The sequence below is a fragment of the Microbacterium sp. GCS4 genome, from assembly GCF_001262495.1.
Lineage (GTDB): Bacteria > Actinomycetota > Actinomycetes > Actinomycetales > Microbacteriaceae > Microbacterium.
This window is the reverse complement of the sequence record NZ_LGYE01000002.1, coordinates 534,522-560,429: the sequence shown is the minus strand read 5'-3', so window position 1 is coordinate 560,429 and position 25,908 is coordinate 534,522. Positions and strand designations below refer to the sequence as shown.

At 69.8% G+C, this 25,908-nt stretch carries 26 protein-coding genes; 11 read left to right on the top strand and 15 right to left on the bottom strand.

The annotated features are described in order from the left end of the window. Positions 1-2 precede the first annotated feature (2 nt). From AKH00_RS09910 to gabT, 4 genes are all read right to left on the bottom strand, one after another. Entirely contained in the window at positions 3-1,547 is a 1,545-nt protein-coding gene (locus AKH00_RS09910; RefSeq protein WP_050722540.1) for an APC family permease, read from the bottom strand. Further along, positions 1,547-2,431, bottom strand: a complete 885-nt coding sequence (locus AKH00_RS09905; RefSeq protein ID WP_050722539.1) for a universal stress protein — start codon at positions 2,429-2,431, stop codon at positions 1,547-1,549. Before AKH00_RS09905 ends, AKH00_RS09910 begins: the two co-directional genes overlap by 1 nt. Next, positions 2,431-3,813, bottom strand: a complete 1,383-nt coding sequence (locus tag AKH00_RS09900) for a flavin monoamine oxidase family protein (protein WP_050722538.1) — start codon at positions 3,811-3,813, stop codon at positions 2,431-2,433. Before AKH00_RS09900 ends, AKH00_RS09905 begins: the two co-directional genes overlap by 1 nt. 100 nt (positions 3,814-3,913) lie before the next feature. Continuing rightward, a complete protein-coding gene (gene gabT, locus AKH00_RS09895; RefSeq protein ID WP_050722537.1) occupies positions 3,914-5,275 on the bottom strand; it encodes a 4-aminobutyrate--2-oxoglutarate transaminase in 1,362 nt (453 codons plus the stop codon). A gap of 93 nt (positions 5,276-5,368) precedes the next feature. Between gabT and AKH00_RS09890 the strand changes: the two genes are divergently transcribed. Next, a complete protein-coding gene (locus tag AKH00_RS09890; protein ID WP_050722536.1) occupies positions 5,369-6,877 on the top strand; it encodes a PucR family transcriptional regulator in 1,509 nt (502 codons plus the stop codon). Positions 6,878-6,888: 11 nt separating this feature from the next. Here AKH00_RS09890 and AKH00_RS09885 read toward each other — a convergent pair whose 3' ends face one another. Next, positions 6,889-7,515, bottom strand: a complete 627-nt coding sequence (locus AKH00_RS09885; protein ID WP_050722535.1) for a TetR/AcrR family transcriptional regulator — start codon at positions 7,513-7,515, stop codon at positions 6,889-6,891. A 37-nt stretch (positions 7,516-7,552) separates the two neighbouring features. Continuing rightward, positions 7,553-9,136, bottom strand: coding sequence for a glucoamylase family protein (locus AKH00_RS09880; protein WP_050722534.1), 1,584 nt, complete (start codon positions 9,134-9,136; stop codon positions 7,553-7,555). A 122-nt stretch (positions 9,137-9,258) separates the two neighbouring features. On the opposite strand from AKH00_RS09880, the gene AKH00_RS17655 reads away from it, so the two are divergent. Both AKH00_RS17655 and AKH00_RS09870 read left to right on the top strand, forming a co-directional pair. Next, entirely contained in the window at positions 9,259-9,621 is a 363-nt protein-coding gene (locus AKH00_RS17655; protein ID WP_082297540.1) for a TA system antitoxin ParD family protein, read from the top strand. A gap of 3 nt (positions 9,622-9,624) precedes the next feature. After that, positions 9,625-10,191 carry a zeta toxin family protein gene (locus AKH00_RS09870; RefSeq protein WP_050722533.1) on the top strand — a complete coding sequence of 189 codons (567 nt, stop codon included), beginning with the start codon at positions 9,625-9,627 and terminating at the stop codon, positions 10,189-10,191. Positions 10,192-10,218: 27 nt separating this feature from the next. Here the strand turns inward: AKH00_RS09870 and AKH00_RS09865 are convergent, their stop codons facing one another. Then, positions 10,219-11,658: a helix-turn-helix domain-containing protein gene (locus tag AKH00_RS09865; protein ID WP_050722532.1), complete on the bottom strand. Its 1,440-nt coding sequence runs from the start codon at positions 11,656-11,658 to the stop codon at positions 10,219-10,221. 232 nt (positions 11,659-11,890) lie between these two features. Between AKH00_RS09865 and aceA the strand changes: the two genes are divergently transcribed. From aceA to AKH00_RS09840, 5 genes are all read left to right on the top strand, one after another. Then, positions 11,891-13,216: an isocitrate lyase gene (gene aceA / locus AKH00_RS09860; protein WP_050722531.1), complete on the top strand. Its 1,326-nt coding sequence runs from the start codon at positions 11,891-11,893 to the stop codon at positions 13,214-13,216. Positions 13,217-13,297: 81 nt separating this feature from the next. Next, on the top strand, positions 13,298-14,947 hold the full coding sequence (aceB, locus tag AKH00_RS09855; protein ID WP_050722530.1) for a malate synthase A: 1,650 nt from the start codon (positions 13,298-13,300) through the stop codon (positions 14,945-14,947). A 97-nt stretch (positions 14,948-15,044) separates the two neighbouring features. After that, positions 15,045-15,479: a hypothetical protein gene (locus AKH00_RS09850; RefSeq protein ID WP_050722529.1), complete on the top strand. Its 435-nt coding sequence runs from the start codon at positions 15,045-15,047 to the stop codon at positions 15,477-15,479. Positions 15,480-15,522: 43 nt separating this feature from the next. Next, positions 15,523-15,780, top strand: coding sequence for a type II toxin-antitoxin system Phd/YefM family antitoxin (locus AKH00_RS09845; protein ID WP_050722528.1), 258 nt, complete (start codon positions 15,523-15,525; stop codon positions 15,778-15,780). After that, the gene (locus AKH00_RS09840) at positions 15,777-16,181 is read left to right on the top strand and encodes a PIN domain-containing protein (RefSeq protein ID WP_050722527.1); all 405 of its coding nucleotides are present in this window, start codon (positions 15,777-15,779) and stop codon (positions 16,179-16,181) included. The genes AKH00_RS09845 and AKH00_RS09840 overlap by 4 nt, the downstream gene beginning before the upstream one ends. A 32-nt stretch (positions 16,182-16,213) precedes the next feature. Here the strand turns inward: AKH00_RS09840 and AKH00_RS09835 are convergent, their stop codons facing one another. Further along, positions 16,214-16,723 (bottom strand): Lrp/AsnC family transcriptional regulator, encoded by a 510-nt coding sequence (locus AKH00_RS09835; protein WP_050722526.1) that lies wholly within the window; start codon positions 16,721-16,723, stop codon positions 16,214-16,216. A 109-nt stretch (positions 16,724-16,832) separates the two neighbouring features. Here AKH00_RS09835 and ald point away from each other — a divergent pair, with 109 nt between their 5' ends. Next, entirely contained in the window at positions 16,833-17,927 is a 1,095-nt protein-coding gene (gene ald, locus AKH00_RS09830) for an alanine dehydrogenase (RefSeq protein ID WP_050722525.1), read from the top strand. Positions 17,928-18,011: 84 nt separating this feature from the next. Then, on the top strand, positions 18,012-19,214 hold the full coding sequence (locus tag AKH00_RS09825; protein ID WP_050722524.1) for a pyridoxal phosphate-dependent aminotransferase: 1,203 nt from the start codon (positions 18,012-18,014) through the stop codon (positions 19,212-19,214). A gap of 97 nt (positions 19,215-19,311) precedes the next feature. Here AKH00_RS09825 and AKH00_RS09820 read toward each other — a convergent pair whose 3' ends face one another. The 6 genes from AKH00_RS09820 to AKH00_RS09795 form a co-directional block, all read right to left on the bottom strand. Further along, complete coding sequence (locus AKH00_RS09820) at positions 19,312-19,710, bottom strand: VOC family protein (RefSeq protein WP_050722523.1); 399 nt, start codon at positions 19,708-19,710, stop codon at positions 19,312-19,314. 46 nt (positions 19,711-19,756) lie between these two features. After that, entirely contained in the window at positions 19,757-20,506 is a 750-nt protein-coding gene (locus tag AKH00_RS09815) for a fibronectin type III domain-containing protein (RefSeq protein ID WP_050722522.1), read from the bottom strand. Positions 20,507-20,604: 98 nt separating this feature from the next. After that, a complete protein-coding gene (locus AKH00_RS09810; RefSeq protein WP_050722927.1) occupies positions 20,605-21,759 on the bottom strand; it encodes a UDP-N-acetylmuramate dehydrogenase in 1,155 nt (384 codons plus the stop codon). Then, complete coding sequence (locus tag AKH00_RS09805) at positions 21,759-22,157, bottom strand: MaoC/PaaZ C-terminal domain-containing protein (protein ID WP_050722521.1); 399 nt, start codon at positions 22,155-22,157, stop codon at positions 21,759-21,761. Before AKH00_RS09805 ends, AKH00_RS09810 begins: the two co-directional genes overlap by 1 nt. After that, the gene (locus AKH00_RS09800; protein ID WP_050722520.1) at positions 22,157-22,612 is read right to left on the bottom strand and encodes an FAS1-like dehydratase domain-containing protein; all 456 of its coding nucleotides are present in this window, start codon (positions 22,610-22,612) and stop codon (positions 22,157-22,159) included. Before AKH00_RS09800 ends, AKH00_RS09805 begins: the two co-directional genes overlap by 1 nt. 60 nt (positions 22,613-22,672) lie before the next feature. Then, on the bottom strand, positions 22,673-23,473 hold the full coding sequence (locus AKH00_RS09795) for a sulfite exporter TauE/SafE family protein (protein WP_050722519.1): 801 nt from the start codon (positions 23,471-23,473) through the stop codon (positions 22,673-22,675). A gap of 138 nt (positions 23,474-23,611) precedes the next feature. Here AKH00_RS09795 and AKH00_RS09790 point away from each other — a divergent pair, with 138 nt between their 5' ends. After that, the gene (locus tag AKH00_RS09790) at positions 23,612-25,186 is read left to right on the top strand and encodes an AMP-binding protein (protein WP_050722518.1); all 1,575 of its coding nucleotides are present in this window, start codon (positions 23,612-23,614) and stop codon (positions 25,184-25,186) included. Positions 25,187-25,346: 160 nt separating this feature from the next. On the opposite strand, the gene rplQ is transcribed toward AKH00_RS09790, so the two are convergent. Next, a complete protein-coding gene (gene rplQ / locus AKH00_RS09785) occupies positions 25,347-25,901 on the bottom strand; it encodes a 50S ribosomal protein L17 (RefSeq protein WP_050722517.1) in 555 nt (184 codons plus the stop codon). Positions 25,902-25,908: the final 7 nt, after the last annotated feature.

Sequence of the window (25,908 nt, the reverse complement as noted above, 5' to 3'; positions counted from 1 at the left end):
GCTCAGCGGCGACGGAGGCTCGGCGGGGCGTCGGCCCCGAGCGTCTCGCCGCGGAAGAACGCGGGTCGCTTGATGGACTGCCAGATCATCACGGCGATGCCGACCACGATGATCCCGACGCCGAGCACGAACACGAGGCCGACGCCGCCGATGCTGGATCCGCTGCCGTAGGCGGGGTCCATCGAGTCGATGAGGGTCGTGACGAACAGCACGGCGAGGATGGCGCCGCCGACGAGCGGGAACAGGAATGTGAAGAAGAAGCTCCGCGTCGAGTCGAACCACTGCTTGCGGAAGTACCACACGCAGGCGAACGCGGTGAGGCCGTAGTAGAAGCAGATCATCATGCCGAGCGACAGGATCGTGTCGGTGAGGACGTTCTCGCTGACGAGGCGCATCACGGCGTAGAACACCGAGGCGACGACCGCCGACACGATGGTCGAGTACCCGGGTGTGAAGAACCGCGGGCTGACCTTCGCGAACTGCTTCGGCAGCGCGCCGTAGTGGCCCATCGCGAGCAGGGTGCGCGCAGGTCCGACCGCGGTGGACTGCAGCGATGCGGCCGAGCTCGACAGCACCGCGAGCGACACGAGGAAGGCGAGCGGCCCGAGGATCGGGTCGGACAGCGCGAAGAACACGTTCGCCGAGATGCCCTCGTTCGCGAGGCCCAGCTCGCCGTCGCCCACGCCCGCGAACATGATGAGCCCGATCGCGAGCAGCAGGTACAGGCTCACGACCACGAACACCGTGACCATGGCGGCGCGACCCGGGGTCTTCGCCGGATCCTTGGTCTCCTCGTTCATGGTGAGGACGACGTCCCAGCCCCAGAAGATGAAGATCGACAGCGAGAGCCCGGCCGCGAAGGCGCTGAACGTCGGCACCTCGAACGGGTTGAACCACGACCACGAGAACGGCGTCGGGTCGGGGGCGTCCCCGGTCACGGCCTTGACGATCGCGACCGTCGCGAAAGCCACGAGCACGAGCACCTGGAAGCCCACGAGGATGTATTGGAACTTCTGCGTGGTCTGCATGTCGCGGTAGGACACGAGGGTCGCGCCGAGCATGAACAGCAGGCACACGACGACGTTGATGAACGGGTTGAACGCGAGGTCCGCGATGCCGGGGTTGCCCGACAGCTGCGCGATCAGCAGGAACAGGAACTCGACCGCGATGCCGGCGAGGTTCGACAGCACGATCACGGTCGCGGCGATGAGGCCCCACCCCGTCATCCAGCCGATCCACGGTCCGAAGGCCCGCACGCCCCACGTGAACGAGGTACCGGAGTCGGGCATCTCCCGGTTGAGCTCGCGGTAGCCGAACGCCGTGAGCAGCATCGGGATGAAGCCGACGAGGATGATGGCGGGGACCTGCGTGCCGACCACCGCGACGGTCGGGCCCAGCGACGCGGTGAGCGTGTATGCGGGGGCGATCGTCGAGACGCCGATCACGACGGCGCCGATCACGCCGACCGTGCCGACGCTCAGGCCCTTCTGCGAGATGCCGGTCGTCACGCCGGATGCGGGCTCCGTCGCCCGGTTCGAGCTGCTCATCAGCGGACTCCTGCTTCGGCGCGGGTGCGCGGGACGACGATCATGGGGACGGGCAACTCGTGCAGCATCTTCGCCGCGGTCGACCCGAGGAACAGCCGGCGGGGCTGAGCGAGACGGCTGGATCCCACGAGCACGATCTCACCCGGCAACCAGTCGAGGTGCGCGACCGCGTCCTCAACGGTGTCGCCGTGAGCCTCCTGTACCGAAGCGTCGACCGTCTCGGGCAGGAGCCCCTGTGCGACCGCGAGGACCTCACGAGAGTGCTCGTCGCCCACGAGGCGGATCGACCCCGTGTCGAGACCGGGCGGCACGTCGAACGGCACGAGCGAGACGAGACGCAGCGCGACGTGCGCGTCGCCCGCGACCGCCGCCGCCTCGTCGAGCAGGTTCTCCGCACCGGGACGTGTGCCCACGGCCACGGTCACGCGCGGCAGCACGTGGTCGTCCTGCGTGGAGGTGCCGGCGGGGGCGAGCGCCACCGGGATGGTCGAGGAGTGCAGCAGCTCGGAAGCCACGCTGCCAAGACGGTGACGCCCGAACAGCGACCCCCCGGCCGCGCCGACGACGATCAGCCGGGCGCCGAACTCCTCGCCCGCGGCGATGAGACCCTCGGCGAAGGATTCGCCGAAGCGCACGTGCCCGGTGCGCACGAGCTCCTGCGGGAGACCGGTGACGGCCTCCTCGAGCCACTGCGTGGCCTGACGACGCAGATGGTCCTCGTAAGCGCGCTCCGGGGCGACCGCGGCATTCCGCGTCCCCTCCGAGGGCAGCACGATCACGAGACGCAGCACCGCACCGAGGCTGCGGGCCAGCCGGGCGCCGAGCGCCGCGGCATCCGCTCCGGCATCCGTCGCGGTGTAGCCGACGACGATCGACCCCGACATCAGACGGCCTCGACCGTGTCGCCCGCATCCCTCGTCGACTCGACGATGTTGGCGGCCGCGAGGTGACCCATGCGGATCGCGCCGTCGACGTGCTGGTAGCCGGCTCCCGCCATGTCGCTGCACGCGAAGTGGATCGGGCCCACCGCGGCACGCAGGTCGGCGCCGTACCGGTGCAGACCGCCCATGTCGAAGCTCGCGGCGTAGGCGCCGCGCGTCCACTCCTCGGTGCCCCAGTCGCTCTCGTAGTACACGACCGGGTTTTTGGCCTCGGGTCCGTAGTAGTGCGACAGAGACTCCAGGATGCGCTCCTTGCGCTCCTCGGCCGACAGCGCGAACAGGTCGTCGGCGTTCTGGTCGCTGACGAAGCCGACGAGCGTGCCGCGCTCGTCGCCGTGGTTGGTGTTGTCGTAGGCCTCGTGCGAGAGCTCGTAAGGGCTGAAGGCGGTGCCGCTGAGTCCCTGCTCGCGCCAGAACGGCGTCTCGTAGACCGCGTGCACCTTGATCACGAAGCCCATCGAGAGGTGCTGGTGCAGCTGGTGCTGACGTCGCGGCAGCGGCGGCACGAAGGAGATGCGGTCGTACAGCACGGGGGCGTGCGCGAGGATCGCGAAGCGCGCGCGGACCGTGATCTCGTCGGTCGTGGCGGTCACGCCGTCGGCGCCCCACTCCAGCGTGCGGACGGGCTGACCCAGGAGGACGTCCTCCCCGAGGCGCTCGGCGAGCAGGATCGGCACCTGCTGCAGGCCGCCGACGACCCGCTTGTCGAGGATGAAGTCGGCGTCGACGAGGTTCGAGTACGACCCGGCGGATGCCGCCATGAGCAGCGACTGCAGCAGCGAGAACGTGTGCGTCGGCTTGGTCAGCATCGCGGACCCGGTCGCGAATGCGAGGTTGCGCACGGCCTCGTCGTCGTCGGTCTGCGCGCGCAGCCACGCGTCCCACGTGACGGAGTCCCACTCCTTCGCCTGCGGGTGCTCCCAGGGACGGTCGGGGTCGATCTCGGCGACCATCGCGTCGAGACGCTCGGTGATCTCGGCGATGACCTTCTCGGTCTCCGCCGACACGGGGAACATCTCGCCCGTGAAACGGTGCACCTGGCCGTCGGGGCCGACGTACACGCTGTCACCCTCGCGGTAGCGGCTGTAGGTCTCGAGGCCGAGCTCGGCGATCGTGTCCTTGAGCGCATCCTGGTCGGGCGACACCCACTGGCCGCCGAGCTCGAGCATCGCACCCTCGATCACGTCGGTCCACAGACGGCCGCCCACGCGGTCGCGCGCTTCGAGCACGGCGACCGACAGGCCGGCCTTGCGCAGGTCGTTCGCGGCCGTGAGGCCCGCGGCCCCGGCTCCGACGATCAGCACGTCACGGGTGATCTCAGCCATCTGCTTCTCCTTCGTTGGAAAGAATGTGCCGGTCGCGACTCGAAATCCCCCGATACGAGTCGCGACCGGACGTGTGTGCCGGCCGCCGCGCGGCCGGAGGTCAGGCGGACGCGAGCGCCTCCGCGACGACGTCGAGCCCCTCGTTCAAAAGGTCGTCGCCGATCGCGAGCGGCGGGAGGAAGCGGATGACGTTGCCGTACGTCCCGCAGGTGAGGACGATGACGCCCTTCGCGATCGCAGCCTTCGCGACCGCCGCCGTGAGCGCGGCATCCGGAGCCTTGGTCTCGGGGTCGACGAACTCGGCCGCGATCATCGCGCCGTGTCCGCGGATGTCGCCGATGCGGGCGTCCTTCGCCTGGATCTCGGTGAGGCGGCCGAGGAGGATCGTCCCGATCTCCTGCGCCCGCTCGATGACCCCGTCGTTCTCGAACACGTCGATCGCGGCGAGCGCGGCGGCGCAGGCGATCGGGTTGCCGCCGTACGTGCCGCCGAGGCCGCCGGTGTGCGAGGCGTCCATGATCTCGGCGCGGCCCGTGACCGCCGCGAGCGGCAGGCCGCCCGCGATGCCCTTGGCGGTCGTGATGAGGTCGGGCTCGATGCCGAAGATCTCGCTCGCGAACATGTGGCCGGTGCGGGCGAAGCCCGTCTGCACCTCGTCGGCGATGAAGACCACGCCGTTCTCGCGGCACCAGTCGAGGATGGCCGGGAGGAAGCCGTCGGCCGGGACGATGAACCCGCCCTCGCCCTGGATGGGCTCGATGATGACGGCGGCGAGGTTGTCGGCGCCGACCTGCTTCTCGAGCTGCAGGATGACGCGGGCAGCGGCCTCGGGCCCGGTCAGGCCGTCGCGGAACGGGTAGGACATCGGCGCGCGGTACACCTCGGGCGCGAAGGGTCCGAAGCCGCTCTTGTACGGCATCGACTTGGCGGTCAGCGCCATCGTGAGGTTCGTGCGTCCGTGGTAGCCGTGGTCGAAGGCGGCGACGGCCTGGCGCCCCGTGTGCTTGCGGGCGATCTTGATCGCGTTCTCGACGGCCTCCGCGCCGGAGTTGAACAGCGCGCTCTTCTTGGCGAAGTCGCCCGGCGTGAGGCGGTTGAGGGCTTCTGCGACCTCGATGTACGACTCGTACGGCGAGATCATGAAGCAGGTGTGCGTGAACTGCGCGGCCTGGGCTGCGACGGCTGCGGCGATCTTCGGGTGCGCGTTGCCGACCGTGGTGACGGCGATGCCGGAGCCGAGGTCGATCAGCGAGTTGCCGTCGGCGTCGACCACGACGCCACCACCGGCGGCGACGGCCGCGACGGGCACGGTGTGGCCGACACCGGCGGGCACGGCCTCGGCCTTGCGGGCGAGGATCTCGGCCGAGCGGGGTCCGGGGAGCTCTGGGACCAGGCGACGCTCCTGAGGGAGGTCGGGTCCGCCGAGGGGAACGGTCGCGGTGTCGGTATCGAGGAGTGCCATGTCGCGAGCGTACGACCGCGCTCAGGCGGGCTGCATTCACCTAGTTGTACAATCTGGGGAGAGATATTCGCCGAAGAGTACAAGGGTCATGTGATGGAGATCGTGGATCAGCCCACGCTGCGCGCCCTCTTCCGGCGCCGCGACCTCGGACTCCGGCTCGTCTCGACCGAGGCGGAACTGCCCGAGGGCGCACTCGACCGCCCGCTGCGCTGGGTGCACAGCTCCGACCTCGCGGACCCCACGCCCTTCCTCGCCGAGGACCTCGTGCTGCTCACGACGGGAACGCAGTTCGACGACGAGACCGACATCGACGTCTACGTGGGGCGGCTGTCCGACCGCGGCGTGCAGGGCCTCGGGTTCGGCACGGAAGTGCATCGCACCGGCATCCCCGAGGAGCTGATCGCCGAGTGCGCCCTGCGCGGGATGCCGCTGTTCGAGGTGCCGTACCGCACGCCCTTCATCGCCGTGGCGCGCGCGCACTCCGAGGCGATCGCCGCGCAGGCATACTCCCGACGGTCCTGGGCGCTCGACACGCAGCGCGCGCTCGCACTCGCAGCCCTCCGCCCCCGCGGACTCGACGCCACGCTGGCGGAGCTCGGTCGCCGGCTGAGCGTCTGGGTGGGGATGTACGACGCCGCCGGCGCCCTGCAGGTCTCACACCCTCGCGCAGAGCTCGCACCCCAGCAGCAGACCGAGCTCGCCGCGCACGTCGCCGAAGTGCTCACGCGCGGACTCGAGGCCGGGCAGTCGCTCACTCTCCACGAGCAGACGTTCATGCTGTTCACGATCGGCCGCGGAGGACGGCTGCGCGGGGTCATCGCGCTCGGGATCGACGGGCTCGACGCCGAGGCGCGCACGGTCGTCACCTCGGTCATCGCGATGGCGGGCCTCGCACTCGAGCAGAGCGAGCAGCTCTCCCGCAGCCGCCGACGCCTGCACTCGCAGCTTCTCGTGTCGCTGCAGGACGACGACCCGGGGCTCGCGCGTCGCGTGCTCGGCGGGCTGCCTCCCGCGCCCGTGGTCGTGGCCGTCGCCTCCGATGCTCCGGCCGGTCCCCTGATCGACTGGTGGGAGAGGCGACGCGCCGACGACGGCGTCGCCTCCTTCCTCGCGGAGTCCGACGAGGGCGTGACGCTGTGCGTCGCGGCGAGCGACGAGGCGCTGCTCGACGATGCGGCCGCCAGGTTCGGCCTCCGCATGGGAGCGTCGGGTCCCGAGTCGTACGACGCGTTCTCCCGTGCGCACGCGCAGGCCGTGACCGCGTTGCTGCACCAGCCGGATGCCGGCGTGTTCCGCTACGCGGACGCGGTGAGCACCAGCATCCTCGGTGCCCTCGCGACCGACGAGGCCCGCCTGCTCGCCGACACGCGCCTCGCCCCCCTGCGCGAGAGCGACGCCCGTTCGGGGAACGACCTGGAGGGGACGCTGCGCTCCTGGCTCGAGAACGATGCGAAGGCCGAGCCGACGGCCGCCTCGCTCGGCGTCCACCGCCACACCCTGCGCACGCGCATCGCGCAGGCCGGCACTCTGTTGGGCGTCGACCTGTCGTCGTTCCCCGCCCGCGCCGAGCTCTGGGCGCTGCTGCAGACCGCGCGCGACTGATCGCGCGAAGGTCAGTCGCCCGTCGGCGCCTCGGGCAGCAGGTACCGATCCACGAACTCCTGGAACAGCAGGACCATGTCGACCGAGTCGTCGAGCAGCCACTGCAGCTGGATGCCGTCCATGACCGCGCTGATCAACCGCGCGGCGTGCGCGGGGTCGACGTCCTGTCGCACCTCGCCCGCCGCCTGGCCGAGGCGGAGGATCTCCTCCGCCTCGGTTGCACGGTCCCGGTAGCGGGTGGCGAAGTCGGCATGAGACGGATGCTCGGGGTCGGTCGCCTCGGCCGACACGATCGCGTACAGCGAGGTCAGGCCTCGAGTCGTCTGGTTGTGTGCCACCACCCGCGACGCCTGCTCGAGCAGCGTGTGCTCGGCGGGATCCCCCGCCGCCGCGCGCACCTTCTCGTCGCGTTGACGGAGCACCTCCGCGAACAGCTCCTCCTTGTCGGCGAAGTGGTGCAGGAGCCCGGCCGGCGTCACGCCGACGCGCTTCGCGATCTCCCGCAGGGATCCGCCACGGAACCCGGTGCGGGCGAACACCGCGAGCGCCTCGTCGACGATCGCCTGCCGCCGCGCCTGCCCGGACGCGTAGGGGCCGCGGGGCCCTCGCCCCGCGGCCCGCTGCTCGCTCGTTCCCACTGCCCGCTCCACTCCTCCGACGCGGGCCGGGCGGGACTCAGCCGCCGTGGCCGTGTCCCGCTCCCCACGACGAGCCGAATACCTGCTGCTTCATCGCGGGCCTCAGCGTCTGCTCCATCTCTCGGTCCACGAAGTAGTCCTTGAGTGTATCTTTCGTGAGTTCGTTGCCGATCGCCGCCATGATCATCGACTGGTCGAGCGACAGGTAGCGCTCCGCGATGGTGCCGCTCTTCACGGCGACCGCGTCGTAGAAGCCGCCGGGGCCGTATGCTCCCAGCTCCTGCTCGATGCCCTCGAGGTTGCTCAGGGCTCCCCGGCGGTCGTACGGCAGCGCGAGGAACGCGGCATGCGGGGTCACGACGCCGTCGCCGAACTCGGGAGTAGGGTTCGTTCCGGTCGAGCACCCGGGACGGTCGAGGTCGACGTCGGTCTGCTCGGCATCCGAGGTGTAGCCGTCCGACCGCATCCCGGCGACGTCCACGCCGTACTCGGCGTACCCGCCGAACGGGTTGCTCGCGGGCGAGAAGCCCCAGTAGCCGTAGCCGGCCTCGTCGAGCCCGTGCTGCTTCTGGACGGCGACCGTGACGGCGTGGTTGGTCTTCCACGACTTCGGGCCCCACTCCGCCTCGGGCACGAGGAGATCGGGCATGAGCGACTCGAACATGCTGCCGCCCCAGCTGGGGACGAACGACATGCCGCCGTACTGGTAGGTGCCCTCCCAGACCTCGACGCCGTCGTAAGTGCGGTACTCGCCCTGCGGGAGCTGCTCCTGCCAGGCCCAATCGCATCCGGGCGGCATGGTGCGATGCGTGCCGTACAGTGCGGTCGCCGGGATCTGCCCGTTGGCGATCCCGAGGTAGGTCGCGATGCGGCTCTCGCTCACGGTCGTGTCGTAGTGGTGGCACGTGTAGAACGCGGTCTCGCCCGAGCCGTTGTACATGGGCGCCTCGACGCTGCAGTCCGGCGGAGCCGCGTCCCAGAAGCCGCCGCGGTTCGTGCCTGCGGGGAGCCCCGCAGCACCGGCGGGGTCGAAGAACGCTCCGAAGTCCATCGAGTCGTAGAGGGCGTCCGCCTCTTCCGCGAGATCGGGCTCCGCTTCACGGACGATGCGGAGGGATGCGGCGAGCCAGCCGTTGTCGACCGTGCTGAGGAACGGGTATACGGGATCGCCGGAGTCCGGCCAGGTGGTGAGCTTCTCCCCCGTCGTCGGGGAGTACCAGTTGTAGAACATCCCGCTCGCATCGTTGCGTTCGAGACCGGCGAGGGTGTCGAGCGTGGTGGTCATGCGGTCGCGGGCCTCGTCGTCGCCGATGATGCCGAGGTCGCGCGCGGTGACGGTCGACCAGAGATAGCCCCCGATGTTCGTGGGAGACGTGTAGGCGCCCGCGGTCTGCAGGTCGCCCGTGATGTTGTCGGACGGCAGACCGGTGCCCTCATCGGTCATGGCGTCGAGCGACCGCCAGGTGTCGACCGCCCAGCGGTTCAGCTCCTCGGTTCCCGGCTTGCCGCCGCCGTGCCCGCCGTGTCCTGTGCCGTTACCGCCGGCCACCGCAGGGCCGGCGAGAGCCAGCCCCGAGACGACCAGTCCTGCGGTCGCCACTGCACTCATCCATCGCTTCATCGCTTCTCCTCGTCGAGAACGGCGCTGCCGATCGCAGCGCTCCGATTCCCGAAAACCTAACAGGTGTTCGGTGTTCACTCAACTCCTCTCGTCACCGGGTAGCACCTTGCTACAATGTGTGGATGAGCAGCAGCATGCCGACCAGGGTCGACGGGGACCTCTTCGAGGTGGCCAAGTCGATCGGCGCGGAGGAGAGCCGCAGCGCGGCGCAGCAGATCACGCACTGGGCGCGGATCGGACGCGAGATCGAGGCCTCACCACGAGTGAACCATCGCGATATCCGCCGGGTCCTCGCCGGCGTGGCCGCCTACGATGACCTCGATGAGCACGGGCAGGCCGTGGTGCGAGCGACGTGGGACCAGCAGATCGTCGAGCGCCGCGCGCGCCTGGATCTCGCGGCGGAGTTCAGCGCTGCGGGACGAACGTGGACGGAAGCGGACCCCCGAGGGCGCGTTGTCACACGCGGCCGCGACTCGAACTCCTGACGCGTGCCGGTCGTCCATCTTCTGGCGGGCCCCAACGGCTCAGGCAAGTCCACCTACGCCGAGCGCGTCCTTCAGCCCGTGACGCACCTGCCCTTCGTCAACGCCGATCAGATCGCAGCGGCCGAATGGCCTTCAGCCCCCGCTGAACACGCATACGAGGCCTCGCGGCTCGCCGCCGCGAGGCGAAGCGAGCTGATGAACGCGCAGCGTTCTTTCATCACGGAGACGGTGTTCAGCCACAGCAGCAAGGTCGATCTCGTGGTGGAGGCCGTCCGTCGTGGATATCTCGTGCATCTGCACGTCATGATGGTCCCCGTCGAAGTGAGCGTCGCCCGTGTCGCCGAACGAGTAGCCACGGGTGGGCACGATGTGCCCGAGCAGAAGGTTCGGGACAGACACGCGAGACTCTGGGACCTCATCGAGCGCGCCCTGCCATCAGCGGATCGCGCGGAGTTCTTCGACAACAGCACCGCCGCCGCACCCTTCCGTCTCGTCGCGACCTACGAGCACGGCGTTCCGATCGGCAGGGTCGACTGGCCGTCCTGGGCGCCGAGCGCCCTCACCGCCTGAGCGCCTGCGGTCTCCCGCCGAGATCGCTCAGCGCGGGGCGTGCGCCTCGAGGAACTCGTACACATCGGTCGAGTCGACTCCGGGGAAGGCACCGGTCGGCAGGGTCGCGAGCAGCGTGCGGGGCGTCTTCACGTTCGGCCAGGACTGCTCGCGCCAGCGCTCCTCCAGGTCGGCGGGCGCCCGGCGGCAGCACACCTCGATCGAGTGCCGCGAGACTCCCCGATGCGGGGTGTCACGCCCCACGAACCACTTCGTGTCGTCGAAGCGCACGCCGACGCTGACCGAGTGCAGCCCTTCGCTCGACGCCTCCACGCGCGCGGTGCACCAATAGGTCCCGTTGCCCGTGTCGGTGTACTGGTAGTAGGGGTTGAAGCGGTCGTCCTCGTCGAACACGACCCGGCTCGTCCACCGACGACAGCACATCTGACCCTCGATCGCGCCGAGCCGATCCGTCGGGAAGTTCACGTCGTCGTTCTCGTACGCCTTGGTGATCGTCCCCGATTCGTGCACCTTGAGGAAGTGCACGGGGATGCCGAGATGCCGTGTCGCGAGATTGGTGAAGCGGTGCGCGGCGGTCTCGTACGACACGGAGTAGGCGTCGCGCAGATCCTCGATCGAGATCGACCGCCGGGCCTTGGCCTCCTGCAGCGCGGGCACGACGTGCGCCTCGGGCATCAGCAGCGCCCCCGTGAGGTAGTTCGTCTCGACGCGCTGACGCAAGAACTCGGCGTAGCTGCGCGGCTCTACGTGCCCGAGCATGCGGCTCGACAGCGCCTGCAGCACCGCGGTGCGGGCGTCGCCCTTGGCCGGCACCGTGCTCGACAGGTACAGCCGCCCGTTCGCGAGATCCGCGACGCTCCGCGTGGTCTGCGGCAGGTCGGGGGCGTAGTGCAGCGTGAAGCCGAGGTAGGCGGCGATCTCCGACGCCGTGCGCTGGGTGAGCGGACCGCCCGGATGCCGCACGGCGGCGAGGATCTCGGAGGCCTGGGCCTCGAGCTCGGCGAAGTGATTGTCCTGCCGGCGCATCAGGTGCCGGAGCTCGACGTTGGCGCGCCGCGCCTCCTCCGGCGTGGCAGCGCGCTCGTCGCGCAGCCGGTCGATCTCGCCGTGCAGGGCGAGGAGCGCCCTGAGCGCATCGGTCGGCATGCTCTTGGCGATCCGGAAGGGCTCGATGCCCAGCGCCTGGAACGTCTGCCCCTTCATGGCGCGCTCCAGGGCGATCTCGATCGCGCTGCGTTCGTCGAGCGGCTCTCCCTCCAGCAGCGCATCCAACGTCACGCCGAGCGCCCGGGCGATCGCCTGCAACTGCGTGAGCTTGGGCTCCCGCTTGCCGGTCTCGATCATCGACAGCTGACTCGGGGCGCGGTCGACGGCCGCCGCGAGGTCGTCGAGTGTCATCCCCCGCGCCGTGCGGAGCTGGCGAATGCGTCGCCCGATCGTGAGGGCGTCGGTCTCGTTCTCGTCCATAAGGGCCTCCTTCGCACGCCGGTCGTTGAGCGAGGAGCGGAGCGACGAGACGAAACGTGCGACGTTTCGTCTCGCTTCGCTCGCTCAACGACCCAGACAGGGGCGATTCTGTCACAGAAACAGAATTTCCGTCGATCTTCACTTGACGAATCGTCATCGAGGCCGCGGAACTTCACGGATGGTGGATACACGCCACCCGGCACCGCCGCCGGCATCCGATCAAGGAGACACCATGTCGAACACCGCCGAGAACCGCACACCCCGCCCCGCCGGACTCCGGGCAGGCGACCAGGTCCAGACGGCCGCCGAGCTGCAGGAGATCTGGGACACCGACCCGCGCTGGGACGGCGTCGAGCGCACCTACACGGCCGACGACGTCATCCGCATCCGCGGCTCGGTCCGCGAGGATTCCACGCTCGCCCACCGCGGCGCCGAGAACCTGTGGAACCTGCTGCACACCGAGGACTACGTCCGCGCGCTCGGCGCCTACACCGGCGGTCAGGCCGTGCAGCAGGTGCGCGCCGGCCTCAAGGCCATCTACCTCTCGGGTTGGCAGGTCGCGGCCGACGGCAACCTCGCCGGTCAGACCTACCCCGACCAGTCGCTCTACCCCGCCAACTCGGTGCCGGCCGTCGTGCGTCGCATCAACAACGCGCTGCTGCGCCAGGACCAGCTCGAGCACGCCGAGGGCACCGTCACGCAGGACTGGCTCGCGCCGATCGTCGCGGACGCCGAGGCCGGATTCGGCGGTCCGCTCAACGCCTACGAGCTGGCGCAGTCGCTCATCCAGGCGGGCGCGGCAGCGATCCACTGGGAGGACCAGCTCGCGAGCGAGAAGAAGTGCGGCCACCTGGGCGGCAAGGTCCTCGTGCCGACACAGCAGCACATCCGCACGCTGAACGCGGCACGCCTCGCGGCCGATGTCGCGGGCGTCCCGACCGTGATCATCGCCAGGACGGATGCTCTCGCCGCCGACCTGCTGACGAGCGACGTCGACGAACGGGATCAGGCGTTCACGACCGGCGAGCGCACACCCGAGGGCTTCTACCGCGTCCGCGCCGGCATCGACTCGGTCATCAGCCGTGGACTCGCCTTCGCCCCGTATGCCGACCTGCTCTGGGTCGAGACCGGCGAGCCCGACATCGAACTGGCCCGCGAGTTCGCGGCGGCGATCCACGCCGAGTTCCCCGGCAAGATGCTCGCGTACAACTGCTCACCGAGCTTCAACTGGAAGCGCCACCTCTCGGATGCCGAGATCGCGACCTTCCAGCAGGAGCTGGCCGAGCTCGGCTACAAGTTCCAGTTCATCACGCTGGCCGGTTTCCACGCCCTGAACCACTCCATGTTCGACCTCGCCCGCGGTTACGCCGAGCGCGCCATGAGCGCGTACGTCGAACTGCAGGAGGCCGAGTTCGCCGCCGAAGCCGACGGCTACACCGCCACCAAGCACCAGCGAGAGGCGGGCACCGGCTACTTCGACGTGATCTCGACGGCGCTCAACCCCGACAGCGTCACGCTCGCCCTCGCCGGCTCCACCGAGACCGCGCAGTTCCACTGACCCCCGTTTCGTCTCGCTGCTCCCCGGTCGTTGAGCGAGCGAAGCGAGACGAAACGCGCCACACAGACAAGGACACCGATCATGACCACTCCCACCATCCAGCCCACGCAGCAGGGTCCGGCGATCACCGTCACCGGACCACTGCGCGACCGCTACGCCGAGATCCTCACCCCCGAGGCGATCGCGTTCCTCACCGAGCTGCACCACCGTTTCGCGTCGCGCCGCCACGACCGCCTCGCCGATCGGATGCGCCGTCGCTTCGAGATCGGAAACGGCCACGACCCGCGCTTCCGCGACGACACCCGGCACATCCGCGAGGACGCGTCCTGGCGGGTCGCCGGCGCCGGTCCGGGGCTCGAGGACCGCCGCGTCGAGATCACCGGCCCCACCGATCCGAAGATGACGATCAACGCGCTGAACTCGGGCGCGCGGGTCTGGCTGGCCGATCAGGAGGATGCCACGAGCCCCACCTGGAAGAACGTGATCGAGGGGCAGTTGTCGCTGCGTGACGCGATCCGCGGCGAGCTCTCCTTCACGGGACCGGCCACCGCCGAGGGCCCCGGCAAGGAGTACCGCGTCACCGCCGAGCGGACGCCCACGATCGTGATGCGCCCCCGCGGCTGGCATCTGCCGGAGAAGCACGTGGAGTTCATCGATCGGGCGGGACGCCGCACCGCGGCATCCGGTTCCCTCGTGGACTTCGGGCTGTACTTCCTGCACAACGCGCAGGAGCTCATCGCGAACGGCCGCGGCCCGTACTTCTACCTCGCCAAGATCGAATCCAGCGAGGAGGCGAAGCTGTGGGACGACGTGTTCTCGTTCAGCGAGGAGTACATCGGGATCCCCCACGGCACGATCCGCGCGACCGTGCTGATCGAGACGCTCCCGGCCGCGTTCGAGATGGACGAGATCCTCTACGAGCTGCGCGACCACTGCGCCGGCCTCAACGCCGGTCGCTGGGACTACATCTTCTCGATCATCAAGAACTACCGCGGCCGCGGGGCACGCTTCGTGCTCCCCGACCGCAGCGAGGTCACGATGACGGTGCCGTTCATGCGGGCCTACACCGAGCTGCTCGTGCAGACCTGCCACAAGCGGGGCGCGTATGCCATCGGCGGCATGAGCGCCTTCATCCCGAACCGACGCGACCCCGAGGTCACCGCCCGGGCGATCGAGAAGGTCTCAGCCGACAAGAAGCGCGAAGCGGGCGACGGCTTCGACGGCACCTGGGTTGCGCACCCCGACCTGATCCCCACGGCGCAGGCGGAGTTCGACGCCGTGCTCGGCGACCGTCCGAACCAGCTCGACCGGCTTCGCCCCGAGGTGTCGGTCGCGCCGGAGGACCTCCTCGACCTGCACATCGGGCGTCCGATCACGGCGCGTGGAGTGCGCGACAACGTCTCGGTGGCCATCCGCTACCTCGAGGCGTGGCTGCGGGGCCTCGGGGCGGTGGCGATCGACAACCTCATGGAGGATGCCGCGACCGCCGAGATCAGCCGCTCGCAGGTGTGGCAGTGGATCCACCAGGACCGCACCACGGAGGACGGCACGCCCATCACGGCGGAGTACGTCGAGGGCTTGATCGGGCAGGTGCTGGCTCAGGCGACCCGCTCTGCCGGCGACCGCTTCGACGACGCGGCCGAGGTGTTCCGCGAGGTGGCGCTGCAGCCCGAGTTCCCCGCGTTCCTCACGGTCGGCGCCTACTCCCGGTTCCTGCTCGAGGAGGACTGAGGTCGCGGATCTCGAGGGGCCCGGACGCCGACGGCATCCGGGCCCCTCGTCGTGCCTTCCCGGCCCCCGCCCGCTCTGACGGGCGTAGCCTGACTGCATGACCGACACCTGGACCGGGATCGCCGCGGAGTTCCTGCACCTCTACCCCCGGGGGAAGCGACTGCTCGCGGTCGCGGGAACGGATGCCGAGCGCTCGCGCCGCGCCGCCGACGACCTCGCTGCGGCGCTGGTCGCCGCCGGGCACCCGGTCGAGCGCGTGCACAGCGCTGACGGCGACGGGGACGTGCTGCGGACCGACGTGATCGCCCCGTTCCGCGCCGACGGGTCCGACCGCGCGGTGCTCGTGGTCTCCGGACCCGCAGCTCTGCTGAGCGAGAGCACCCGTGGCCTGTGGAACTTCACGCTGTGGCAGCTCGCCGGCGCGGAGCAGCCGCACTCGGTGGCCTCCGCACTCGTCGACGTCACCGACCCCGAGAACCCGACCCGCCGCTTCGCCGACTACTGTGCCCTCCCCGCCGCCTTCGGCGCCTGACTGGCGCACGTAGATAAATGTCTTTATTTGCTAGAATCGGATGATGAAGACCATCTCCGTCGGCGATCTCCGTCAGAATCCGACTGCCGCCCTCGACGCGGTCGCACACGGAGAAACGTACTCCGTGACGCGACACCGTCGGGAGATCGCGCAACTCGTCCCGCCACGAACCCGCCGCGCGACGACCGCCGCCGATCTGCGCCGCACGCTTGCGGAAACGCCCGTGGATGCCGCGTGGGGGCAGGAGATTACCATCGAGCGCTCCGACCTCGACGACGCGCGGAACGCGTGGGAAGGATGATCGCGCTCCTCGATACGAACATCCTCATCGCCTCCGACTCTCGCGGTGAGTCGGCCGCCGATCTCGACGCGTTCGACGACCTGCGCGTGAGCTCCCTCACGTGGGCCGAACTCGCCAAGGGCCTCCACACGACGCAGGACATCCAGATCTTCAGGCAGCGGTCGGCACGACTGGCCGCGCTGCGCGCCGCCTTCGGCGATGGCATCCCGTTCGACGACGACTGCGCCGACGCCTACGACCGAGTACTCGCCCACTTGAGCGCGCAACGACTGCCGGCTCGTCCGCATACGTTCGACCGCATGCTCGCCGCGACCGCGCTCGCGCACGGGTTCACGCTCGTATCTCGCGACAGCGACGCCCTCCGTGGTCTGACCGACCTGGTCCCCGTGGTCCGCGCCTGACGGACGCCTACTCCGCGACGACGCCCGCGCCCTCAGCGGAACGACGCCGCGACCGAGTTGCGGTGGTAGTCGAACACGATGCTCGTGCGGGTCGACGCGACGCTGGCCTGCGCCGACAGGTGCTCGAGCACGAACTCCCGCATCTCGGAGGAATCCGCGACGGCGATGTGCAGCAGGAAATCGTCGTCCCCGCCGAGGAAGAACACCTGGATGACCTGGGGCAGCACGCGCACGCGGTCGGCGAACTCCACGATGCTCTCGCGTCGACCGCTCGGGCGCAGCGTGACGCCGATCACGGCCTGGAGCCCTGCGCCCAGCATCCGCTCGTCGACGCTGGCGTGGAAGCCGGTGATGACTCCGCGGTCGACGAGTGCGCGCAGCCGGGTGTGCGCGGTCGACGGAGCGACACCGAGGTGCCCGGCGAGCTCGGCGTTGGTCATGCGTCCGTCGGCGCTGAGCAACTGCACGATTCGTGCGTCGATGTGGTCGAGGGCGGGCGCCCGAAGACTCTGCGGCTCAGGGGTCTCGGATGGCGTCTCCATGCGAACGATTATGCAGGATCCCGATGCAAACCGAAGCTTCTTCAGTGAATCTGTCGCCTCGACGATGTTTCTGCGATTCTGGAAGCACCAAACGTCACCAGGAGGATCGATGAAGATCGGCGTGCCCACCGAGGTCAAGAACAACGAGAACCGCACGGCACTGACCCCCGCCGGAGCCGACCGCCTGGTGCACGAGGGCCATCGCGTCCTCGTCCAGTCGGGCGCCGGCGTCGGCTCGGGCATCTCCGACGACGCGTACCGCACCGCGGGTGCCGAGATCGTCGCGACCGCCGAGGAGACCTGGGGCGAGGCCGAACTGCTCATCAAGGTCAAGGAGCCGATCGCCCAGGAGTACGGATTCCTCCGCCCTGACCTCACGCTCTTCACCTACTTGCACCTCGCGGCCGACCGCGCCCTGACCACGGCGCTCGTCGACGCCGGCACCACGGCGGTCGCCTATGAGACCGTGCAGCTGCCCGACCGCAGCCTTCCGCTCCTCATCCCGATGAGCGAGATCGCCGGACGCCTCTCGGTCACGATGGGCTCGTACTCGCTCATGCGCTCCGCCGGCGGACGCGGCGTGCTCATGGGCGGCATCGCCGGAGCGCCGCGCGCCCGGACCGTCGTGATCGGCGGCGGCGTCGCCGGCGAGCACGCGGCCGCGAACGCCCTGGGCCTCGGCTCGCAGGTGACCGTGATCGACATCTCCTTGCCGCGCCTGCGCGAACTGGAGCACCGCTACGGCGGCGCGCTCGAGACGCGCGCGTCGAGCCGCTACGACATCGCCGAGGCGCTCACGACAGCCGATCTCGTGATCGGCTCCGTGCTGATCCCGGGGGCCGCCGCCCCCAAGCTCGTGACCGACGAGATGGTCGCGAACATGAAGCCGGGCTCGGTGCTCGTCGACATCGCGATCGACCAGGGCGGATGCTTCGAGGGCTCGCGCCCCACCACGCACGACGACCCCACGTTCGCTGTCCACGACTCGATCTACTACTGCGTCGCGAACATGCCGGGCGCCGTGCCGGAGACCGCGACGCGCTCGCTCACGAACGCCACCCTCCCCTACGTGTCGGCGATCGCCGGCAAGGGCTGGGAACGGGCAGCGGCCGAGGACCCGGCACTGGCGAAGGGCCTGAACGTGCAGGGCGGTCGCATCACCCTGGATGCAGTCGCCAAGGCGCACGGCTTCGCGACGGTCTGAGCATCCCGTCGCCCATGAAAGATCGGCGATTCTTGATGACGACTCACCCGGCACGGCGCAGGGCTTCCCGAGTACGCTCGTAACGTGACCGAACGCGCTCCCCTCTCCCGCAAGCTGTCCGCCATCGCCGAGTCGGCGACCCTCAAGGTCGACGCCAAGGCCAAGGCCCTCAAGGCCGACGGCAAAGACGTCATCTCCTACGCCGCGGGCGAGCCGGACTTCTCGACGCCGCAGTTCATCGTGGATGCCGCAGCCGAGGCGCTGGCCGACCCGGCGAGCTACCGCTACACCCCGGCCACCGGACTCGCCGCGCTGCGCGAGGCCGTCGCCGCCAAGACGCTGCGCGACTCGGGCCTCGAGGTCTCGCCGTCGCAGGTCATCGTGACGAACGGCGGCAAGCAGTCGGTGTACCAGGCCTTCCAGGCGGTGGTGAACCCGGGCGATGAGGTGCTGCTGCCGGCCCCGTACTGGACAACGTACCCCGAGGCGGTCCGTCTCGCCGACGGCATCCCGGTCGAGGTCTTCGCGGGCGCCGACCAGGACTACAAGGTCACCGTCGAGCAGCTCGAGGCCGCCCGCACCGAGCGCACCACGGTGCTCGTGTTCGTCTCGCCGTCCAACCCCACCGGCTCGGTGTACACGGCCGAGGAGACGAAGGCGATCGGCGAGTGGGCGCTGGAGCACGGCATCTGGGTGATCTCGGACGAGATCTACCAGAACCTCACGTACGAGGGCGCCACGGCGACGTCGATCGTCGCGGCCGTCCCCGAGGTCGCCGGGCAGACGATCCTCGTGAACGGCGTCGCGAAGACCTACGCCATGACCGGATGGCGTGTGGGCTGGATGGTGGGTCCGGCCGACGCGATCAAGATCGCCGGCAACCTGCAGTCGCACCTGTCGAGCAACGTCAACAACGTGGCGCAGAAGGCCGCGATCGCCGCCCTCAACGGCCCGCAGACCGAGGCCGAGCAGATGCGCGAGGCCTTCGACCGTCGTCGTCGCCTGATCGTGTCGGAGCTGTCGAAGATCGACGGCCTCATCGTGCCGAACCCGCTCGGCGCGTTCTACGTCTACCCCGACGTGCAGGGCCTCCTCGGCCGCAGGTGGGGCGGCGTGACGCCGACGACGTCGCTCGAGCTCGCCGACCTCATCCTCGAGCAGGCCGAGGTCGCTGTGGTGCCGGGCGAGGCCTTCGGCCCCTCGGGCTACATCCGCATGTCGTACGCGCTGGGCGACGACCAGCTGCTCGCGGGCCTCCAGCGCCTGCAGCGTCTGTTCGCCTCCTGAGACGCGCGGCGCGTTTCGTCTCGCTGCGCTCGCTCAACGACCGGGTGGGATACTCCCTGGTCGTTGAGCGAGGAGCGCAGCGACGAGACGAAACGCACTACTCCCCCTGGAAGCCGATCAGCCAGCGGATGCCGTAGCGGTCGACGAGAGTGCCGTCGTAGTCGCCCCACGGGCGCTTCTGCAGCGCGTCGATCACGCGGCCTCCCGCGGACAGCTGGTCGAACCAGCTGGTGAGGGTCGTGGCGTCGGCGGTGCCGAGCAGCGACAGGAACATGCCGCTCATCTGCACGGCGTCGTCGTCGGCACCGGCATCCGCTCCGGCGAGTTCCACCGGACCGGTCAGCTGACCGTGCGCGATCGCGTCGCCCGGACCGTCGTGCCGACCGGCATCCGCGTAGCTCATGGTCTGCAGCTCACCGCTGAACACGGACCGGTACAGCTCGAGAGCCTCCGCCGCATTTCCGGGGAACAGCAGGTACGGGATCAGTCCGCTCATCCCGTGAGTGTAACCTCGCCGGGACGACCCCGCACCCGCTGTGCTCTCAGGCCGCGGGCTTGGTCGTGACCGCGACGGGCTTCGACGGGGCGGACACGTTGCCCGCCGCGTCCACCGCGACGACCTCGAGCTCGTAGGTCGTCGCGGGCGTCAACGCGACGCTGACGCCTTTCAGCCCGGTGATCCCGATGGTGCCGGGAACGGCCGCGACGGTCGTGCCCGAGATGCGGTCGCGCACCCGGTACTCGACGACACCGAGGTCGTCGACGGACTTGGACCACAGCAGGTACGCGGACGTGGATCCCACCCGCGCCTTCGGAGCGGCGAGCGACTTCACCGTCGAGGGCGCGGTCACGTCCGGCAGCAGGAGGGCTGCATCGCTCGACGGCATCCGCAGGTCGACGACGTTCGACCCGCTCGTGTTCCCGGCGGCGTCGTAAGCCCAGACCTGGAGCGAGTACCAGGCACCCGGCTTCAGGTTCGCGAGCGTCGCCTGCGTGGTGCTGCCGTCGACCGTCGCGAGCACCGTGGTCGAGGGGCTGCGGACCTCGTAGCGCACGACCGCGACATCGTCGACGGCCGCCGCCCAGGAGAGGTCGATCGTCGAGGCGCTCGTCGCACGCGCCTGGAGCGCCGTGACGTCCGACGGAGCCTGCGCATCCGTGGCGCTCGCCGAGACGAGCTGCGTCGCAGGCTCCTGGGCGACGGCGTTCCCGGCCGAACCGAGCACGGAGAGCAGGACGATCGCGCCGACGGCACCGAGAGCGGTGGACTTCTTCGAGGAGATGGTGATCATCCTTCGAGCGTGTCAGGCGCCGATCCCGGCAGTCGAGCGACCGCCGCGTTCCATTCCGGGATGCCGATGCACCGCAGGAGAAATGCCGACGACGCGGGCTACAGCTCCACGCCGAGCAGCACGGGCTCCGGCTGCAGCACGAGGCCGAACTCGGCGTGCACCCGGCTCTGGATGAACCGAGCCAGCTCCGAGACCTCCGCGGCGGTCGCGCCGCCGCGGTTGGTCAGGGCGAGCGCGTGCTTGGTCGACACCGAGGCGCGCGACCGCGGCAGCTTGAAGCCCTTGCGGATCCCCGCCTGCTCGATGAGCCACGCGGCGCTGACCTTCACGTCCGGCGCCTCGGTCTTCGTCACCGGCACGAGCCCGTCGTACGAGGAGAGCGGGATCACCGTGACGGCGTCGAGGTCCGGGGCGACCGGCCACCGCGGGCACTCCGGAGGAAGGGTGCGCGCGACGGCATCCGTCACGATCGCGTTCTGGAAGAACGATCCCACGCCGTGGGTGTCGGGATCGTGCTCGTCGAGCAGCATCCCCTTGGACGCCCGAGTGGCGAGGATGCGCTCGCGCACCCACGTCAGCGGCACGGGGTCGTCGGAGGCGAGACCCAGCGCCCGACGCAGCTGCTCGCCGCGCACGACGCGCTCCCCCGCCACGAGCAGATCGACCGTGACCGAGAGGATCACGGCCCGCCGCTGCGGCTCGTGCCCGTAGTGGTGCTTGAGCACCGAGGTGCGGAAGCCGAGCCCGAGGTCTGCGGCGGAGACCGTCGAGACCTCGCCCGTCGACTCGTCGATCAGCTCGACCTCGACCAGAGTCTCCTGGATCTCCTGGCCGTACGCTCCGATGTTCTGCACGGGGGACGCCCCGACCGTGCCCGGGATGCCGCTCATGGCCTCGAGACCCGCGTAGCCGTGCTCGACCGCGTACGCGACCAGTTCGTCCCAGCCGTGACCGGCCTCGACCCGCAGGCGGATGCGACCGGGATGCGGCGAGGGGATCTCCTGGATGCCGCGGGTGAGGATGCGGATGACCGTGCCCTCGAAGCTCTCGTCGCCGACGAACAGGTTCGAACCGCCGCCGAGGGCGAGCCACTCGTCTCCGCGTTCCCAGACGTCAGCGAGCGCCGCGATGAGCTCCTCGCGAGTATGCGCCTCGACCATGCGCTCGGGAGCGCCGCCGGTGCGGAGGGTCGTGAGCGTCGACAGCCGCAGCGGCGGGATCTCGCGGACGTCGGGCACGGTGGAGCCCGCCATCACGCGGCGATGCGCAGCTGCGCCTTGACGAGGACCGTCGTCTCACCGAACGTGACCTTCAGGTCGACGCGGGTCGCCGACTCGTCGACCGCGCCGACGGTGGCGAGCACGTGCAGGTCCGCGCCGTCCTCGGGGTCGACCACCACGGGCTTGGTGAACCGCACTCCGTAGTCGAGAACGCGCGCCGCGGGGTCGAGCGCCGCGATCACGACCGACGACGCGATGCCCATGGTCAGCATCCCGTGCGCGAGCACGCCGGGCAGTCCCACGGCGGCGGCGACATCGTCACGGTAGTGGATCGGGTTGAAGTCGCCCGAAGCGCCCGCGTAGCGCACGAGAGACTCACGGGTCAGGTGGACGGTGCGCTCGGCGACCACGTCTCCGACGGCGTACGGCATCACTCGGCTCCCTCTTCCGCGCCGACCAGCAGCACGCTGGTGGCGGTCACGACATGCGCCCCCTCGGCATCCGCGATCTCGGCCTCGCTCGTGATCATGGCGTTGCCGCCCATCATGCGGATGCCGGTGACGCGGAGCTGCGCGGTGAGCTCGTCGCCCGCGACGATCGGACGGCTGTAGGCGAAGCGCTGCTCGGCGTGGATCGTGCGGGCGAGCAGGATGCCCGAGTCGGGCTCGCCGAGGAGCTGCTGCAGCGTGAGGTCCTGGATCACCATGGCGAATGTGGGCGGCGCGACGACGTCGGCGAAGCCCGCGGCGCGCGCGGCCTCGACGTCGGTGTGCTGCGGGGCGTCGGCGAACACGGCGCGCGCGAACTCGCGCACCTTCTCGCGTCCGACGAGGTACGGGGTGGTCGGCGGGAACTCCCGGCCGACGAGATCTTGGTTCACTGCCACCCCTCGATCCTACGTTCTCCGCCGTGCGCCGAGGATGCGTGCGACCGGACGAAACCCGGGTCAGTCTTTCTTACGACGCCCCTTGATCGCCTTCATCGCCATCTGCACCGCGATCACGACGAGGTATGCCGCGAACAGCATGTTCGCGGCCATGGGGTCGATCACAGTGGCGAGCCACGCGCCGAGCGCCGTGGTCGTGCACGCGGAGATCCCGACGAACGCGGCGGCGACGACATCGACGTTGTGGTTGCGGAGGTTGCCGATCGTGCCGGAGATCGCGGTCGGGATCATCATGAGCATCGAGGTTCCCTTGGCGACGAGGTCGCTCGTGCCGAACGCGAGCATGAGCACGGGGACGACGACGATCCCGCCCCCGACGCCGATGAGCCCTGAGAGGATGCCGGTCGCGACGCCGACCACGACGAGCGCGATGCCGCTGAGGACCGACAGCTCGAAGACGGCGTCGCGGGAGGGGATCACGAGGAACAGGCTCACGATCACGACCGCGAGGAAGCCGACGAAGAACCAGCGGAGCGTCGTCTGCGAGATCTTGGGCAGCAGTCGGGTGCCGATCTGCGCGCCCACCACGGAGCCGGCGGCGAGGATGAGCGCGGGGATCCACGCGACCGAGCCGTGGATCGCGTACGAGATCACGCCGACCGTCGCGGTCGGGACGATCGCGGCGAGCGAGGTGCCGGCGCCGAGACGCTGGTTGAAGTGCAGGAACAGCACGAGGAGCGGGACGATCACGGTGCCGCCGCCGACCCCGAACAGGCCGGAGAGGAGGCCCGCGACCAGGCCGATCACGATGAAGGAGGCGTAGGCACGAGGCCCTCGGGTCAGGGTCTCTGCGTCACTCACCGGATCAGCCTACTCCCGCAGGACTCTTCTGCTCTCATGAACGGTCCTGCGAGACGAGCACTGGGACCGGGTGCCCGGCTATGCGACACTGGATCGCATCACGCGGCCCCGTCGCCGACCCGGATCGAAGGAGATCTCATGGTTCGCAGCACGTATCCCGATGTCGAGGTCCCGGAGGTCTCGATCTACGACTTCCTCTTCGGAGACATCGACCCGACGCGCCTCGACGCGGTCGCGCTCGTCGACGGCACGAGCGGGGACACCACCAGTTACCGCCAGCTCATCGGCCAGATCGACCGCTTCGCGGGCGCCCTGGCCGCGCGCGGCGTGGGCGTCGGCACGGTCGTCGGCGTGCTGTGCCCGAACGTGCCCGCCTTCGCGACCGTGCTGCACGGCATCCTGCGCGCGGGGGCGACGGCCACGACCATCAACTCCCTGTACACCTCGGAGGAGATCGCGAATCAGCTGACGGATGCCGGGGCGACGTGGCTCGTCACCGAGTCTCCCCTGCTGCCCGGGGCCGCGGCCGCCGCGGAGAGTCTCGGGTTCGACGCGGACCACGTGATCGTGCTCGACGGCGCCGAAGGACACCCCTCGCTGGGCGCGCTCCTGGGCGAGGGGCGCGGCGCCCCCGACGTCTCCTTCGATCCGGCATCCCACATCGCCGTGCTCCCATACTCCTCGGGCACGACCGGGCGTCCGAAGGGCGTCATGCTCACGCACCGCAACCTCGTCGCGAACGTCAGCCAGTGCCGCTCGACGATCTCCCTCGCCGACGACGATCGCGTCCTGGCCGTGCTCCCCTTCTTCCACATCTACGGACTGACGGTGCTCCTGAACTTCGCGCTGCGGCAGCGCTCCGCGCTCGTCACGATGCCGAGGTTCGACCTGACCGAGTTCCTCCGCGTCGTCCAGGACCACCGCACGAGCTGGATCTTCATCGCTCCGCCGATCGCGGTCGCCCTGGCCAAGCATCCGCTCGTCGACCAGTACGACCTGTCGTCGGTCAAGGTCGTGTTCTCGGGTGCCGCACCGCTCGACGGCGCTCTCGCGTCGGCGGTGGCGGCACGGCTCGACTGCACGGTGTGTCAGGGGTACGGGATGACCGAGACGAGTCCCGTGACGCATGCGATCCCGTACGACCGCACCGAGATCGACCGGTCCACGGTCGGCATGCTGCTCGCGAACACCGAGGCTCGGCTGCTCGCGGAAGACGGCACCGACGTCGACGTGCCCGCCGAGGGCGCCAGCGACCCCGGCGAACTGCTGATCCGCGGGCCTCAGGTCATGGCGGGATACCTGAACCGCCCGGACGCGACGGCGGAGATGCTCGACGCCGACGGCTGGCTGCACACGGGTGACGTGGCGACCGTCACGGCGGAGGGCGTGTTCCGCATCGTCGACCGCCTCAAGGAGCTCATCAAGTACAAGGGCTACCAGGTGGCGCCGGCCGTGCTGGAGGCCGTGCTGCTCGAGCATCCGTCCATCGCGGATGCCGCGGTGATCGGCTCCCTCGACGACGACGGGCAGGAGGTCCCGAAGGCGTTCGTCGTGGTGCAGCCCGGATCGGAGCTCGACGCGGATGCCGTGATAGCGCATGTCGCGGCGCACGTCGCGCCGCACGAGAAGGTGCGGCAGGTGGAGTTCATCGACGCGATCCCCAAGTCCGCCTCGGGCAAGATCCTGCGCAAGGACCTCCGCGCCCGCGCCTGAGAACCCGTCCCGATCTGCGGACGCCGCCCCGATCGACGGACCGATCCCGACGAATCGTCCGTGGATCGGGACGCGGTCCGCGAAACGGACCCCGCCGACGCCCGACACGACGAAGCCCGCCACCCCGAGAGGGATGACGGGCTCCGTGCGATGCGAGAGCTTACTTGTTCTCGACGGCGTCCTCGGCGGCGGCCTCAGCGGCCTCGCCCTCGGCCTGCGACTCGGCGCCGGCGTCTGCAGCGGTCTCCTCGGCGGGAGCCTCCTCGACGGCGGTCTCCTCAGCCGGAGCCTCCTCGGCCGGCTTCTCAGCCTTCTCGGCCTTCGGAGCAGCCTTGGCAGCCTTCTTCTTGGGGGTGACGGGCTCGAGGACGAGCTCGATCACGGCCATGGGTGCGTTGTCGCCCTTGCGGTTGCCGACCTTCGTGATGCGCGTGTAGCCGCCCTCACGGTCCGCGACGAGCGGAGCGATCTCGGCGAACAGCGTGTGCACGACGTCCTTGTCACCGATGACCGAGAGAACGCGACGACGAGCGTGCAGGTCTCCGCGCTTGGCGAAGGTGATCAGACGCTCGGCGAGCGGACGCAGGCGCTTGGCCTTCGTCTCGGTCGTCTTGATGGACTTGTGCGTGAACAGCGCAGCGGCGAGGTTGGCAAGCAGCAGGCGCTCGTGGGCGGGGCCGCCTCCGAGGCGGGGACCCTTGGTGGGCTTGGGCATAATCGTC